The sequence below is a fragment of the Cupriavidus sp. HPC(L) genome (assembly GCF_000307735.3).
Classification (GTDB): Bacteria; Pseudomonadota; Gammaproteobacteria; order Burkholderiales; family Burkholderiaceae; genus Cupriavidus.
This window is the reverse complement of sequence record NZ_AMPR02000475.1, coordinates 1-15,596: the sequence shown is the minus strand read 5'-3', so window position 1 is coordinate 15,596 and position 15,596 is coordinate 1. Positions and strand designations below refer to the sequence as shown.

At 69.7% G+C, this 15,596-nt stretch carries 13 protein-coding genes; 7 read left to right on the top strand and 6 right to left on the bottom strand.

Going from position 1 to position 15,596, the window contains the following annotated elements; all coding sequences use genetic code 11:
* Positions 1 to 345: methyl-accepting chemotaxis protein (locus B551_RS24955; protein WP_023265251.1), on the top strand; the 345-nt coding region annotated here is incomplete at its 5' end.
* Here the strand turns inward: B551_RS24955 and B551_RS24950 are convergent.
* Positions 332 to 985, bottom strand: coding sequence for an Sbal_3080 family lipoprotein (locus tag B551_RS24950; protein WP_253281420.1), 654 nt, complete (start codon positions 983 to 985; stop codon positions 332 to 334). The two genes, B551_RS24955 and B551_RS24950, sit on opposite strands and share 14 nt — an antisense overlap.
* Before the next feature lie 371 nt (positions 986 to 1,356).
* Here B551_RS24950 and B551_RS24945 point away from each other — a divergent pair, with 371 nt between their 5' ends.
* The 4 genes from B551_RS24945 (at position 1,357) to B551_RS24930 (ending at position 8,539) form a co-directional block, all read left to right on the top strand.
* Positions 1,357 to 4,704, top strand: a complete 3,348-nt coding sequence (locus B551_RS24945; protein WP_023265250.1) for a carboxyl transferase domain-containing protein — start codon at positions 1,357 to 1,359, stop codon at positions 4,702 to 4,704.
* A gap of 79 nt (positions 4,705 to 4,783) precedes the next feature.
* A complete protein-coding gene (locus B551_RS24940; protein WP_006579333.1) occupies positions 4,784 to 6,559 on the top strand; it encodes an AMP-binding protein in 1,776 nt (591 codons plus the stop codon).
* Positions 6,560 to 6,704: 145 nt separating this feature from the next.
* Positions 6,705 to 7,694: a tripartite tricarboxylate transporter substrate binding protein gene (locus B551_RS24935; protein ID WP_006579332.1), complete on the top strand. Its 990-nt coding sequence runs from the start codon at positions 6,705 to 6,707 to the stop codon at positions 7,692 to 7,694.
* Positions 7,695 to 7,717: 23 nt separating this feature from the next.
* Positions 7,718 to 8,539 (top strand): IclR family transcriptional regulator, encoded by an 822-nt coding sequence (locus tag B551_RS24930; RefSeq protein WP_023265249.1) that lies wholly within the window; start codon positions 7,718 to 7,720, stop codon positions 8,537 to 8,539.
* Positions 8,540 to 8,719: 180 nt separating this feature from the next.
* On the opposite strand, the gene B551_RS24925 is transcribed toward B551_RS24930, so the two are convergent.
* From B551_RS24925 to gcvA, 3 genes are all read right to left on the bottom strand, one after another.
* Positions 8,720 to 8,950, bottom strand: a complete 231-nt coding sequence (locus tag B551_RS24925; RefSeq protein WP_006579330.1) for a hypothetical protein — start codon at positions 8,948 to 8,950, stop codon at positions 8,720 to 8,722.
* A 171-nt stretch (positions 8,951 to 9,121) separates the two neighbouring features.
* Positions 9,122 to 9,838: an MgtC/SapB family protein gene (locus B551_RS24920; RefSeq protein ID WP_006579329.1), complete on the bottom strand. Its 717-nt coding sequence runs from the start codon at positions 9,836 to 9,838 to the stop codon at positions 9,122 to 9,124.
* A gap of 109 nt (positions 9,839 to 9,947) precedes the next feature.
* The gene (gcvA, locus tag B551_RS24915; RefSeq protein WP_006579328.1) at positions 9,948 to 10,847 is read right to left on the bottom strand and encodes a transcriptional regulator GcvA; all 900 of its coding nucleotides are present in this window, start codon (positions 10,845 to 10,847) and stop codon (positions 9,948 to 9,950) included.
* Between the two features lie 161 nt (positions 10,848 to 11,008).
* Between gcvA and B551_RS24910 the strand changes: the two genes are divergently transcribed.
* Both B551_RS24910 and B551_RS24905 read left to right on the top strand, forming a co-directional pair.
* Complete coding sequence (locus B551_RS24910) at positions 11,009 to 12,418, top strand: amidase (RefSeq protein WP_006579327.1); 1,410 nt, start codon at positions 11,009 to 11,011, stop codon at positions 12,416 to 12,418.
* Position 12,419: 1 nt separating this feature from the next.
* Positions 12,420 to 13,664 (top strand): MFS transporter, encoded by a 1,245-nt coding sequence (locus B551_RS24905; protein WP_006579326.1) that lies wholly within the window; start codon positions 12,420 to 12,422, stop codon positions 13,662 to 13,664.
* Between the two features lie 75 nt (positions 13,665 to 13,739).
* Here the strand turns inward: B551_RS24905 and mnmE are convergent, their stop codons facing one another.
* Positions 13,740 to 15,173: a tRNA uridine-5-carboxymethylaminomethyl(34) synthesis GTPase MnmE gene (gene mnmE, locus B551_RS24900; protein WP_006579325.1), complete on the bottom strand. Its 1,434-nt coding sequence runs from the start codon at positions 15,171 to 15,173 to the stop codon at positions 13,740 to 13,742.
* 18 nt (positions 15,174 to 15,191) lie between these two features.
* Positions 15,192 to 15,596 (bottom strand): CHAD domain-containing protein (locus B551_RS24895; RefSeq protein ID WP_043442883.1); only part of this gene is annotated, 405 nt, incomplete at its 5' end.

Below are 15,596 nucleotides of genomic sequence, written 5' to 3'. Positions count from 1 at the left end.
AGCCTCGCGCAGCGCAGCGCCACCGCGGCGGGCGAAATCAAGGCGCTGATCGAACGCACCGTGTCCGACCTGCGCGACGGCCACGCAGCGGTGCAGCAGGCCGGCAGCGCAATGGAAGACATCGTGCGCCAGGTGGAAGGCATCGCCACGCGCATGGCGGAAATCAGCGCGGCGTCGCGCGAGCAGTCGCAGGGCATCGCCCAGGTCAGCGACGCGCTGGCCGAGATGGACGGCGTCACGCAGCAGAACGCCGCGCTGGTCGAAGAGGCGGCGGCCGCCGCCGAAAGCCTCGATCAGCGCGCCCAGCAGCTGCGCGAGGCGGTGCAGGCGTTCAGGCTGGCGTAGCGGTAGCGCCGGAGTTGGCGTTCGGACCCGCCCCGCCGTTCGGATCGGACGGCGGGGCGTTGCGGTCCCGCGCCTCCGGATGCGGCAGGCGGCCCGGGAACAGCTGGTCGACCAGTTCGTCGATTTTCTGCTGCGGATCGATCAGGTGGCTCAGGTTGACGCCGCCCTGGCTGCGCCGCGCGTCGTAGACCGCCTTGCCGACGCGTTCGCCGCGGCGATAGACGGTGATGTCGGCCGTCGCGAGGAAGGTGCGCCAGTACGACTGCGAGGTGGCCGCATAGGTCGCCGTCAACGTACAGGCCGCCACCGACGATCCGGGCGGCAGCAGCCTCGCTTCGAAGCCGCGGCGCTGCAGCGATTGCAGCAGCGTCGCCGCGAACGGTGCGCGTCCGGCGGGGCTATCGATCACGCAGAACGAGGCCCCGAGGTCCGGATCGATGCGGACCATTGCCGCGATCGGATCGGCCGGCGGCGCCGCTTCGGCGGGGCTGACGGACTGATAGGTGGCGCAGCCCGTGGTCAGCACCGTCAGCGCGGTCAGCACGGTCAACGCCGTCAGCGCGGACATCCTCGGCAGGCCCGCACGGGCGGACGAAACGGCAAACGCGGCGCGGCCGCGGCGTGGCAGGGCGGAAGTCATGGCGGTTCCCCTCGGGGTCCGGTTGGTTCGATGGCGCGGTGGCAGGGCTTCTCCCGCCAGCATCGCAGCGCGCGCATGGCGGGGTCTCTGCCGGTTAACGGCGACTAGCCGCGGGATCTGTAGGGGCGATTCGCTCGGCAACCGATGCGAGATCCGATGCGGTATCGACGGCAGTGGCGCCCGATTTTGAACCGTGATTCTGCACAGCGGAATTTTTGCCTGGCCGATTATCGCCAACGTCTTTGTCCCACCGCGGCAAACGCCCTTGTCCCCCGCATCCCCCGACATGTAGATTCTGCTTTGCAGAATCACATGCCACAAAAAACAATGCGCCCCGCTGCCGGCGGCGGCGACATCGACAGGGGACACTTGTGAAGAAGCTGTTGATCGCCAATCGCGGCGAGATCGCGCTGCGCGTGCAACGCGCGGCCCGCGATCTAGGCATCGCGACCGTCGCCGTCTACGCACGCGACGATGCCAATAGCCGCCACCGCCTGCTGGCCGACGAAGCGGTCGCGCTCGACGGCGAAGGCCCCACCGCCTACCTCGACATCCCCGCCATCCTCACCGCCGCGCGCCGCACCGGTTGCGACGCGGTCCATCCCGGCTACGGATTTCTCAGCGAACGCGCCGACTTCGCACAGGCCTGCGCCGAGGCCGACCTGATCTTCGTCGGCCCGACGGTCGGCCAGCTCGCACTGTTCGGCGACAAGGGCCGCGCGCTGGCGCTGGCGCGCGAGTGCGGCGTGCCGGTGATGCCAGCCACCGAAGGCAGCGCGACGCTGGAGGCAGTGACGGCCTTCTTCGACAAGCAGCAAGGCGCCGGCATCGTGCTGAAGGCGGTCGGCGGGGGCGGCGGCCGGGGCATGCGCGTGGTGCGCGAACGCGACGCGCTGGCCGAGGCCTATGCGCGCTGCCGTTCGGAGGCGCGCTCGGCGTTCGGCATCGACGCGGTCTATGCCGAACGGCTGGTTGTGCGGGCGCGCCATATCGAAGTGCAGATCGCCGGCGATGGGACCGACGTGATCTCGCTGGGCGAGCGCGACTGCACGCTGCAGCGGCGCTTCCAGAAGCTGGTCGAGATCGCGCCCAGCCCGGCGCTGGACCCCGCGCTGCGCGAACGCATCGTCGAGGCGGCCCGTACGCTCGCGCGCCGAACCGGCTACCGGAGCCTGGGCACGTTCGAATTTTTGGTGGACGAAGCCGAACCGGGCCACGGGGCCGTCCGCGATGGCGCAAACCCGTCCTTCGTCTTCATCGAGGCCAACCCACGCCTGCAGGTCGAGCACACGATCACCGAGCAGGTCACCGGCGTCGATCTGGTGGCGCTGCAACTGGGGCTCGCACAGGGCCGGACCTTGCGCGAACTGGGCCTCGATCCGCAGCGGCCGCCCGCGCCACGCGGCTATGCGATCCAGGCCCGGATCAACGCCGAATCGATCGATGCGCAAGGCCTCGGCCGCCCGGCGCAGGGACGGCTGGAACGCTTCGATCCACCCACCGGCCCCGACGTTCGCGTCGACACGCACGGCTATACCGGCTACGCGCCCTCGCCGCAGTACGACACGCTGCTGGCCAAGCTGATCGTGACGTCCGGCAGCGGACGCTTCGCCGACGCGGTACGACGGCTGCAGCGCGCGCTGGGCGAATTCACGATCCGTGGCATCGCGACCAATCTTGAGTTGCTGCGCGCGCTGGCCGAGCGCGAAGACTTCGCCAGCCAGCAGATCCATACCCGGCACGTCGAGGCGGTGCTGCCCGAACTGCTGACCCGCGCCGCGCAGCTCGATGCGCAGCGCCGCGCGCAGCAGGCGGTGCAGGACGGCACCGGCGGCGCCATTGCCACTGTCGCCGCCACACCGGTCGGCGCCAGCAGTTTCGACGAGCAGCTCGGCGAGGGCCTGCGCGCAGTGCGCGCGCCGATGGCCGGGCGGCTTGTCGAGGTCAGCGTCGCGGTGGACCAGCTGGTGCAGGCCGGCCAGACTGTCGCCGTGCTCGACGCGATGAAGATGGAACACGCGATCGTCGCCGAACAGCCGGGCCGCGTGATCGACCTGCGCGCCGAGGCCGGCGAGCAGGCCGCCGAAGGGCAGGTGCTGCTGGTCCTGGAACCGGCCGAGGCCGGCGCGCACACCGGCGGCGATGCCGAGCAGGCCGATCCGAACGCGATCCGCGCGGACCTGCAGCGCGTGCTCGATCGCCATGCCTTCCTGTACGACGAGGCGCGGCCCGACGCCGTCGCCAAGCGCCATGCCCGCGGGCAGCGCACCGCGCGCGAGAACGTCGCCGACCTGTGCGATGCGGGCACCTTCGTCGAATACGGTGCGCTCGCGGTGGCCGCGCAGGCCAGCCGGCGCAGCGAGGCGGACCTGATCGCCAATACGCCGGCCGACGGCCTGATCACCGGCATCGGCGGCGTCAACGGTGCGCTGTTCCCGGCCGAGCGCTCGCGCTGCGCGGTGCTGGCCTACGACGCCACCGTGCTGGCCGGCACGCAGGGCAAGCGCAACCACATCAAGACCGACCGTATCCTGCAGGTCGCGCTGCAGAACCGGCTGCCGACCGTGATCTTTGCCGAAGGCGGCGGCGGCCGGCCCGGTGACGTCGACTTTCCGACCGTGGCCGGGCTTTACCAGCCGTCCTTCGCGGCCTTTGCCGCGCTCAGCGGCGAGGTGCCGGTGATCGGCATCGCCTCCGGGCGCTGCTTTGCCGGCAATGCGGCGCTGCTGGGCTGCTGCGACCTGATCGTCGCCACGCGCAACGCCAATATCGGCATGGCCGGACCGGCGATGATCGAGGGCGGCGGGCTCGGCGTGTTCCGGCCCGAGGACATCGGCCCAGCCGCGGTGCAGCATCACAACGGCGTGGTCGATCTGCTGGTCGACGACGAGGCCGCCGCGGTGGCCGCGGCCAAGCACTATCTGTCGATGTTCCAGGGTTCCGTCGCCCACTGGCAGGCGCCCGATCCGCTGGCACTGCGGCGCGTGGTGCCGGAGAACCGGCTGCGCGTCTACGACACGCGCGCGGCGATCGCCGGCATCGCCGACGCCGGCAGCGTGCTGGAGCTGCGCAGCGGCTTCGGCACCGGCATCCATACCGCGCTGGCCCGCATCGAGGGCCGCCCGGTCGGCATCCTGGCCAACAACCCGCGCCACCTCGGCGGCGCCATCGACGCGGACGCTGCCGACAAGGCCGCACGCTTCATGCAGATCTGCAATGCGCACGGCCTGCCGATCGTCTCGCTGATCGACACGCCGGGCTTCATGGTCGGCCCGGAGGTCGAGGCGCGCGCGCAGGTGCGCCACGTCTCGCGGATGTTCGTGATCGGCGCCAAGCTGCGCGTGCCCTTTCTCGCGGTGGTGCTGCGCAAGGGCTACGGCCTCGGCGCGATGGCGATGGCGGCGGGCGGCTTTCGCGCGCCGACCTTCACGCTGTCGTGGCCGACCGGCGAGTTCGGCGGCATGGGCCTCGAGGGAGCGGTGCGGCTCGGCTTTCGCAAGGAGCTCGAGGCGCTGCCCGAGGGGCCCGAACGCGATGCGCTGTACCAGAAGCTGGTCGCGCAGATGTACGAGCGTGGCCACGCGATCAACGCCGCCGCCGCACTCGAGCTCGATGCGGTGATCGACCCGGCGGCGACGCGGCAGTGGCTGGTGACCGGACTCGACGCGGGCACATCGCATCGGGACCGGCCGCTGCGGCCCTACGTCGACGCCTGGTAAGGAGAACCCGCGCCGGCACCGCCGCAGACGTCCCCCGCCTTGCCATCGACCCCAACAAGAATGCAACAGGAGACAGCAGATGGACCGCGAGCAGTCGAACCCACCGGCATCGCATGACGCCACGTCCGAGGCGCAGTTCTTCGACGATCTGGAAGCGCGCCACCGCCGGATCTGGCCCGCCGGCCTGCCGACCGCGCCGGTGTACCCGCACGGCGAGGTCGCGCTCGGCGACTACCTGCGCGCGTGGGCGCGCCGTCGCCCGACGCATCCGGCGCTGATCTACTACGGCACCGAAGTCGGCTATGCCGAGCTCGACGACCTCAGCGAGCGCTGCGCCGCGCTGCTGGCCTCGCACGGCATCGGCGCGGGCGACCGCGTCGCGGTGATGATCGGCAACTGCCCGCAGTTCCATGTGGTGTTCTACGGCATCCTGAAGCTCGGCGCGGTCTACGTGCCGGTCAATCCGCTGTTCAAGGAAGAGGAGCTGCGCTACGAGCTGAACGACTCGGGCGCGACCGCGATCATCGTGCTGGACCAGCTGGCAGGCATGCTGATGGCGGTCAAGAGCCAGACCCGCGTCCGCACGGTCTTCACTACCAGCCAGGGCGAGATGCTGCCGGCGCGGCCGACCGTGCCGCTGCCCGCAGGACTCGACGCGGCGCCGCTGCGAATCGACGGTGCGACCGACCTGATGGCGGCGATCCGCGCGACGTCGCCAATCGCGCTGCCGCCCGTCGATCTCGACGCGCTCGCCGCGCTGAACTACACCGGCGGCACCACCGGCATGCCCAAGGGCTGCATGCACACGCAGCGCGACATGGTCTACACGGCCGCCGCCTCGTACGCGCTGACCGGCGGTGTCGACGCGGCGCGCATGGCCGAGGGTTCCGACGACGTGATGCTGAACTTCCTGCCGATGTTCTGGATCGCCGGCGAGAACCTGGGACTGATCTATCCGATCTTCAGCGGCGCCACCGTGGTGGTGCTCGCGCGCTGGGATCCGGTGGCCGTGATGGCGGCCATCGACCGCTACCGTGTCAACCGCACCTTCGTCGTGGTCGACAACGCGGTCGAGCTGATGAACCACCCCGAGCTGCCACGCTACGACCTGCGCTCGTTGCGGCATACGCGCGCGGCCTCGTTCATCCGCAAGATCACGCCCGACATCCGCCGGCGCTGGTTCGAGCTGACCGGCAGCGTGCTGGCCGAAGGCGCCTGGGGCATGACCGAGACGCATACCAGCGACACCTTCACCACCGGCATGCAGCACGACGACATGGACCTGCGCGGGCGGCCCGTGTTCGTCGGCCTGCCGGTGCCCGGCACGCGCATCAAGATCTGCGACTTCGACACCGGCGCGCTGCTGCCGATCGGCGCCGAAGGCGAGATCGTCGTCAGCACGCCGTCGCTGTTCAAGGGCTACTGGGGACGGCCGGACGTCGACGCCGAAGTATTCCGCGACGGCTGGTTCCGCACCGGCGATATCGGCGCCTACGACGAGGACGGCTATCTGCATTTCCTGGGCCGCCGCAAGGAAATGCTGAAGGTGCGCGGCATGAGCGTGTTCCCGTCGGAGCTCGAGGTGCTGCTGTCGCGCCATCCCGCGGTACTGGGTTCGGCCGTGGTCGGCCGGCCCGATCGCGACAAGGGACAGATGCCCGTGGCCTTCATCCGGCTGCGGCCCGAACACGCCGCCACGGTCAACGCCGAATCGCTGCACGCCTGGTGCCGCGAACAGATGGCGGTCTACAAGGTGCCGGAGATCCGCATCGTCGAAGAACTGCCGCTGACCGCGACCGGCAAGGTGCGCAAGGTCGAGCTGCAGGCGCAGCTAGAGGCGGAGCAGTCGCAGTGAGCATCGCAATGCGCGCGCAATGAGGACGCATTGAGGACGCATTGAGAACGCATTGAGCAGGCGCGACCGAAGCCGTGCAAAGCCGCGGTCGCACATCGATCGGAAGGGCGCCGCAAGAGTGCCCGATGACACCAGGAGACAAACCATGAACCCGTCCCGTCGCAAGCTGCTGCAGACCTCGGCCGCGCTCGCCGGCAGCCTCGCATTGCCTCGCCTTACCGGCGCGCAGTCGTCCGGCGCCGCCACCATCGACGGCCCGATCCGCATCGTGCTGCCCTACCCGCCCGGCGGTTCGACCGATGCGATCACGCGCTTCATCGCCGACCGGCTCGGCGCGGCGGTCAAGCAGACCGTGATCGTCGAGAACCGCCCCGGCGCCGCCGGCATGATCGGCGCCGCGCAGGTGGCCAAGTCGCCCGCCGACGGCCGCACGCTGCTGTTTACCAATACCGCGCTGATCCAGAGCCCGCTGATCCAGCCCAAGCCGCTGTACGACCCGATGACGGACTTCGATCCGCTGTCGCTGGTCGCCGACGCCGCGCAGGTGTTCGTCGCCAACGCCGATCTGCCGGTCAAGTCGCTGCGCGACTACGCCGCCTATGCCAAGGCGCATCCGGGATCGGGGTACGGCAGTCTCGGCGTCGGCTCGACCGGGCATCTGTACGGCGAGCTGTTCAAGCGGCGCGCAGGCATCGAGACGGTGCACGTGGCCTACAAGGGCGATGCCCCGGCGATCGCCGACCTGCTGGCCAAGCAGCTGCCGGCCGGCTTCGTCTCCACGGTGGTGGCGCGCACCTATGGCGAGGCGGGCCGCATCAAGGTGCTGGCGACGCTGGGGACCAGCCGCGTACCGTCGATGCCCGACGTGCCGACCTTCGCGGAATCCGGGTACCAGGGCTTCGAGGCGATCGGCTGGATCGGCATGCTGGCCCCGCATGGCTGCGCTCGTCCGGTAATCGACCGGCTGTCGACCGAAATCGCACGCATCGTACGCTCGGCCGATGGATCGCGGATGCTGACCGAGGCCGGCATGCTGCCGCGCGGCACCAGCGCCGACGAGTTCGCGGCGCTGCTCAAGCGCGACCAGAAGGTGTGGCAGTCGCTGGTGCAGCAGACCGGTATCCGGGTCGGATGAGCGGCCAGCAGAAGTCCATTCCCATGCGCGACAGCTCGCCCACGAACGGGGCCGCATCGACGGCCACATCGAAGGCCGCATCGAAGGAAGACCGGCATTTCGTCACGGCGCTCGCGCGCGGACTCGAAGTGCTGGCGTGCTTCCGCTCGAGCGACCGTGCGCTCGGCAATCAGGAGATCGCGCAGCGCTGCCGTCTGCCGAAATCCACGGTGTCGCGCCTGACCGCGACGCTGACCCGGCTCGGCTACCTGACGCAATACGAAGGCACCACCAAGTACGCGCTCGGCACGGCCTGCCTGGGACTGGGCAGCGCGATGCTGTCGCGGCTGGACATCCGCAAGGTCGCGCGGCCGCTGATGCAGGACCTGGCCGACTTCTCCGGTGGCACCGTATCGCTCGGCGCGCGCGACCGGCTGTCGATGATCTACGTCGAGCACTGCCGTAGCTCGGCCGCGATCTCGCTGACGCTCGACATCGGCTCTCGCATTCCGGTGTCGACGTCGGCGATCGGGCGGGCGTGGCTCGCGGTCGCGCCCGATGGAGAACGGGAGGCGCTGCTCGAGCAGATACGCGAACTCGACGACGTCGCCTGGCCGCGCATCCGCAAGGGCATCGAACAAGGACTGCAGGACCATGGCGCGCTGGGCGTCGCATGCTCGTTCGGCGACTGGCAAAAGGACGTCAACGGCATCGGCCGCGGCTTCGATCCGGGCAACGGCATGGCGAGGATGGCGCTCAATGTCGGCGGCCCGTCGTACAGCCTGTCGCCCGAATTCCTGCTCGACGAAGTGCGGCCGCGCCTGCTGGAGGTGGTGCGGCAGCTGGAATCGACGTTCCCCAGGTAAGGCGCGCGGGCAGGCCAAAGCCGGCGAAAAAAAGCCAGCCCGTAGGCTGGCCAAGAACCAAGGAGACACACAAACGCGCATAAACGTCGCGCGCAAAACGGAACAAGCACTACAAGGTACTGCGGAATTCGCTGCTGGTTGGCGTCAATGGCCTCTGCCTGTTCGCAAACCGGATCGGCGTCAGCCAACGAAGGCCTGGCGGCAGCGCAGCGCCATCACCTGCGCTTCGAACGCGCGGGCCGCGAGGTCGGCAAGATGGGCGGTACGGCGGCGCCGCGAAGCACTGCGCGATGGCGCGGTGTTGCCGGTTTCGGTGTTTTCATTCAAACGCCAGGCGGCGCGGGTCACGGACAGAATCCGGGCAAGCGCCCGGGCATGCTCCACAGGCATGCTGACGAGGGCCGAAGCCATGTTTGCTTACCTCTGCAGTTGTTCGTACGGAGTGACAAGTCAATGCCAACCGTTTGACTGAACGATACACAGAGGGGCGGCGCGTCCTTATCAAGTGAGCGCCGAAAGCCATGTGGGTGTAGTCCTACAAACCCGAAACCAACGCGCAGGCGCGCACAACGCCGGCCGCGGTCAGGTCGTCGTGCTGGGGCTCCAGAACGCCTGGCGCACCGCGGGCAGTGCGGCCAGCCGCTGCACCAGGCGGTCCAGCGCATCGCCATCGAAGGAACTTGCCACCAGCGTCGCCTCGATCTCGACCTCGTCCTGTCCGAACGGCTGGATGTCGAGATCGTGCACCGGATAACCGCCGCGCTCCAGCGCCTCTTCGAGCTGCGCCATGACCGCCTTCTGCTGACCCCGCTCCGCGATCACGTGGACCGTGCCGGTAACCTCGACCGATTCGACATCGAGCGGCTTGCGATTGATCGCATCGACGATCGGCCGCAGCAGCGTGTTGGCCGCGAGCACGAACACCGTCGCCATCATCGCCTCGAGAATCAGGTCGGCACCGGCCGCCGCGCCAACGCCGGCGGAGCCCCACAGCGTCGCCGCGGTATTGAGCCCGCGCACGTTGCCCTCCTCCCGCATGATCACGCCCGCGCCGAGAAAGCCGACGCCCGACACGACGTAGGCCATCACATGCACCGCGCCATCGTGCCCATGCAGCCGGTTGGCGACGTCGACAAATACCGCGGCGCCGACCGCGACCAGCACATTGGTGCGCAGCCCCGCGGTGCGCTGCCGGTACTGCCGCTCGAATCCGATCGCGCCACCGAACATGAAGGCGGCGCTCAGGCTGACGAGCGTGTCCAGCAGCGAGGCGAGATTGACGTTGTGGAAGGCTTCCATACGGGCTCCTGTCGCGATGCGACGCTGTGCGCAGGGCGATCGCGCGATCGCGATGCGCACCGGTTCCGAGGTCCCGATTCAGGACCGATTGCAAGACTCGATGCGCCGGCTACGCGCTGCCGGCACGTGCTGCCTCTTCCAGGATCCACTCCCGAAACGAGGCGATCTTCGCGCGCGCGTGGCTTTCCTCGGGGTAGACCAGGTAGTACGCGAACGCATCCAGCAGCGTGACGTCGGCAAGACGGACCAGCGAGCCGTCGGCCAGTTCGCGGGCCACCATCGCCGCCGGCAGCAGCCCTGCGCCCTGGCCCGTCATCACGGCCTTCCACAACAGGCTCGAATCGTCGAACGACGGTCCACGCGGGCGCTCGATCTCGTCGATGCCCTGTGACGCGAACCACAGATGCCAGCCCTTGCGCTCGGTGTCGTGCACCTGCGGCCAGCGCAGCAGATCGGCGGACGTGGCCGGCATGCCGAGCCTGGCTACCAGCGACGGCGCAGCCACCGGCACGATCTCCACCGCGATGATGCGCTCGCTGTGCAGGCCCGGATATTGGCCCAGGCCGTGCCGGACCGCGACATGCACGCCGTCGCGCGTGAAGTCGGCCAGCGCGGTGGTCGTGATCACGTGCAGATCGATGTCGGGATGGGTTTGCTGGAACGACTGCAGGCGCGGCACCAGCCAGGCGGCCGCGAAGAACGGCGTGACGCTGACGTTCAACAGGCCGGTGTCGGCCGGCGCCGCGATGCGGCCGGTCGCGTCCTTGATCTGCCGGAACGCATTGCGCACCGGCGGCAGATAGGCGCGCCCGGCTTCGGTCAAGTAGATGCCGCGGTTCACCCGCTGGAACAGCTTGACGCCCAGATGCGACTCCAATGCCTTGACCATCTGGCTGACCGCGCCGGCCGTCACGCACAGCTCCTCGGCGGCGTGCTTGACCGACAGATGCCGGGCCGCGGCCTCGAAGGCCCGCAAGGCATTGAGCGGTGGCAGCTTGTGATTTGACATTAGTTTTTCTAAGGCGAAAGGCCCATGAAATCTGGTTTGCGCGGGCGACGGGACAAAAGGTAGTTTTGGGACGCCGTCTGGCCATGTCAGCGCAGCGTTGGGTACGCTCCGGCGCAAGGCCGCTTCAATTCTACTTAACCTTCTTTCCGTACGAGTAAACGATGGCCTCCGATTGGCATTTCCTCTCCATCACCGAACTGGCCGCAAGAATCCGGCGCCGGGAGATTTCGCCTACGACCGTGGTGCGCGCCCAGCTGGATCGCATCGCCGCGCTGGACGGCGTGCTGCACAGCTACGCGCTGGTGATGGCGGATATGGCGATGGCCCAGGCGGAAGCCGCGGAGGCCGAGATTGCCGCTGGCCGATATCGCGGCCCGCTGCATGGCGTGCCGATCGGCGTCAAGGACCTGTGCTGGACCGAGGGAGTGCCGACCGCTGCCGGCATGGCGATCCATCGGGATTTCCGGCCGGACCGGGACGCCACCGTCGTCCAGCGGCTCAAGCAGGCGGGCGCGGTGCTGCTGGGCAAGCTGCAACTGACCGAAGGTGCCTATTCCGACCATCACCCCTCGGTCACTGCGCCGCTGAACCCGTGGCATGCGGACTACTGGCCGGGCATCTCGTCGAGCGGCGCCGGCGTGGCGACGGCGGCCGGGCTCTGCCATGGCGCCATCGCGTCGGATACCGGCGGCTCGATCCGGTGGCCGGCGGCGGCCAATGGCGTGACCGGGCTGAAGCCGACGTGGGGCCGCGTCAGCCGGCATGGGGTGTTCCCGCTGGCGCCGTCGCTGGACCATGTCGGCACCATGGCGCGCAGCGCGGCGGATGCCGGCCTGCTGCTGCAGGTCATCGGGGGCGCCGACACGCAGGACCCGACCGCCCTGCGCGAGCCGGTGCCCGACTACCTTGGCGCGATGGCGACGGACCTGCGCGGCGTCCGCATCGGCATCGACGCGGACTGGAATGGCGACGGCATCGATGCCGAAGTCCAGGCCGTTGTCTGCGCGGCCGCGGAGGTCTTGCGGGCGCTCGGCGCGACCGTGGTCGACGTCCGCGTTCCGGAGGCAATGCGTGCGGGCAGCGCGCTGACCGACGACTGGGCCGCCAACTGCGCGGTCGAGGCGGCCGTTGCCCATGCCGCCAGCTATCCCGCCCGCCGCGACGAATATGGGCCGGTGCTGGCCTCGGTCATCGAAGCGGGACGCGCGCTGTCCGGCATCGACTATCAGCGGATATTGCTGCGCCGTGCCGACTTGCGTGGCCGCATGGTCAGCCTGCTGCAAACCATCGACCTGCTGCTGACGCCGGTGCATCCGTATGCGCCGCTGTCCCTGGCCGCTGTTCGCACGCTCGGCGAACAGCCCGCGCTGATCGCCGGCCTGCAACGGTACACTTGTCCCTTCAACCTGACCGGCCATCCGACCATCACGCTGCCAGGCGGTTTGTCGCGGCTAGGGCTGCCGATCGGCTTTCAACTCGTCGCCCCGCATCTGGGCGAAGCGATGCTGGTGCGCGCGGGCGCCGCCTTCCAGGGCGCCACCGATTGGCATCGACAACATCCGGTGAACTGACATGACGACACTGGTGGTCAAGCAGCGCATCTTCCACGGCTGGTGGGTCGTCGCCGCGGCGTTCGCCGTGACCTTCGTCGGCTTCGGCAGCGCCTATACCTTCAGCGCGTTCATCGAGCCGTTGCAGCGCGAGTTCGGCGCGTCGCGCGGGGCGGTCTCGCTGGTGTTCTCGCTGGCCGGCTTCCTCTATTTCGCGCTGGGCATCGTCAGCGGGCCGCTGGCCGATCGCTGGGGCGCGCGCCGCCTGTGCATCGCCGGCATGCTGCTGGTCGGCGCGGGGCTCGCGCTGGCGAGCGTCGCGCGCAATATCGTCGAGGTCTACGCGGCCTACGGGCTCGGCGTGGGCCTGGGCGTCGGCCTGGCCTATGTGCCGGCGGTGGGCGCGGTGCAGCGCTGGTTCATCAAGCGGCGCGGTCTCGCCTCGGGGCTTGCGGTCAGCGGCATCGGCGTCGGCACGCTGGCGATGCCGCCGCTGGCGGCGCTGCTGATCGACGGCGCGGGCTGGCGAGACGCCTATCTGACGCTGGGCGTGCTGGCCGCGGTGCTTGGCGTGGGCGCGTCGCTGCTGCTGGAGAACGATCCGCGCGAGCGCGGCCTGGCAGCGGACGGCGAGCCGTTGCCTGTCCATGCCCACACCGCCGCGCCGTCGGCCGACCTGTCGGTCGGCGACGCCGTACGGACGCGCCAGTTCATCAGCCTCTATGCCGCGTGCCTGATCGCCTCGTTCGGCGTGTTCGTGCCCTTCGTCCACCTGGTGCCGCACGCACAGGACCTCGGCATTGCGCAGGGCACGGCCGTGCTGCTGCTGGGCGTGATCGGTGTCGGCAGCACGGTGGGACGCTTCTTCCTGGGCAGCCTGGCCGACCGCATGGGCCGCCAGCGCTTCCTGCTGTGCACGGTGATCGCGCTGGCGTTCACGCTGGTGATCTGGGCCGTCGCCACCGGCTTCTGGATGCTGGCCCTGTTCGCCTTCCTGTTCGGCGCCTGCTACGGCGGCTGGGTCGCGGTGCTGCCGGCGGTGGTGATGGACCTGTTCGGCGGGCGCAACGTCGGCGGCATCATCGGCGTGCTGTACACCAGCGTGGCCTTCGGCACGCTGATCGGACCGAGCGCGGCCGGCTATGCGTTCGATGCGAGCCGCAGTTATACGCTGCCGATCCTGGCGGCGGTGGCGGCGAATTTGATTGCGGGGGCAATTTTGATGGTGGCGGCGCGCGGGTCGAAGCGCGGCTCGGCGCCGGGCTGATATTCGGCCGGACGGCGCCCAACGGCGGCCCAACGGCAGTCCAACGGCAGCCCAAAGGCGGCCCCAGGGCCGGCCTTACTTGCCGATGCAGAACCGCGTGAAGATCGTTCCGAGCAGGTCGTCGCTGGTGAACTCGCCGGTGATGCTGTTCAGGTGCTCCTGCGCCAGCCGAAGTTCCTCGGCGAACAGGTCCAGCGCCTTGTCCTGCTGATCGGCGCGTTCGGCGGCGAGGTCCAGATGCGATTGGGCGCTGCGCAGCGCGTTCAGGTGGCGCTCGCGCGCGAGGAAGGCGCCCTCGTTGCCGGCCTGCCAGCCGATCACGCGCAGCAGTTCCCGGCGCAGCAGGTCGATGCCGGCGCCGGTGCGCGCCGAGATCCAGATCTCGGTCGGGTTCGGGCCGTTGGCCACCACCACGTGCGGACGGTTGCCGCCGAACGTGATGGCGCCGACCGCGGGCGCCAGGTCGATCTTGTTGACCACGCGCAGGATCGGCGCCCCCGGCGGCAAATGGCCGGACAGGCGATCGTCGATCGCATCGTCGATCTCTGACAGGCCATGCTGCAGATAGTCGGTGGCGTCGATCAGATGCAGCACCACGTCGGCGCGGCCGATCGCTTCCCAGGTGCGTTCGATGCCGATGCGCTCGACCTCGTCGACCGCGTCCTCGCGCAGGCCCGCGGTGTCGATGATATGCAGCGGGATGCCTTCGATCTGGATCGTCTCGCGCACGCGGTCGCGCGTGGTGCCGGCGATCGGCGTGACGATGGCCAGCTCGGCGCCGGCCAGCGCGTTCAGCAGCGACGACTTGCCGACGTTCGGCTGGCCCGCCAGCACCACCGACAGGCCTTCGCGCAACAGCGAACCCTGCCGCGCCTGCGCCAGCACGCCGCCCAGCGCGGTACGGATCGTATCGAGCTGGCCGCGCGCATCGGAGGCCTCGAGGAAGTCGATCTCCTCCTCCGGGAAGTCCAGCGTGGCCTCGACCAGCATGCGCAGATGAATCACCTGCTCGACCAGCGCGCGGATCGCCTGCGAGAACGCGCCTTCCATCGAGCGCGCCGCCGAGCGCGCGGCGGCCTCGGTGCTGGCCTCGATCAGGTCGGCCACGGCCTCGGCCTGCGCCAGATCGAGCTTGTCGTTGAGGAAGGCGCGGCGCGTGAATTCGCCGGGTTCGGCCAGGCGCAGCCCGACTTCGCGGCCCGCCTGCAGGCAGCGCGTCAGCAGCATCTGCATCACGACCGGGCCGCCGTGGCCCTGCAGCTCGAGCACATCCTCGCCGGTGTACGAATGCGGGCCGGGGAAGAACAGCGCGATGCCGTGGTCGATCACCTCGCCCTTGCCGTCGAGGAAGGGCAGATAGGTGGCGCGGCGCGGCGTCAGCGGCTGGCCGCAGACCGCGCGCGCAATCGTGCCGGCTTCGGGTCCGGACACGCGGACCACGCCGATGCCGCCCCGTCCGGGCGCGGTGGCGATGGCGGCGATCGTGTCGATGCTGGGCTGGACGGTCATGGGCGGTATTGTCGCAGATCAACGCGGCGCCGGCGTCACCAGTTGGGCAGTCTTCGATGAGGACAGGGGCGGCGACATCGCGGTCGTGGCAGTCGTTGCCGCGGCGATTGGCGTCCCCGCCGTCCCCGCAGATTGGAACGGATGCTCCTCGCCGGGGCCGGACAGCAGCGCGGACAGCAGGCGGCGGGCGCTGGCGGCATCGGTCTGCGCACCGAGCCGGGCTTGGCGGGCGACCAGCTTGCGATGGACACGCCCGGTGTAGCGCCCAGGCAGCACCGGGCCGACGGCCTCGATCGCGTAGCGCAGCCGCTTGCCGGCGACGCGCAGCGCATGCAGAACGTCGGCGGCAGGCGCAAGCGTGATGTCCGCCTCGGTGCCGAGCTCGCGCCAGCGCGCCTTCAGCGCCCGGACGCTGCGCCGCGC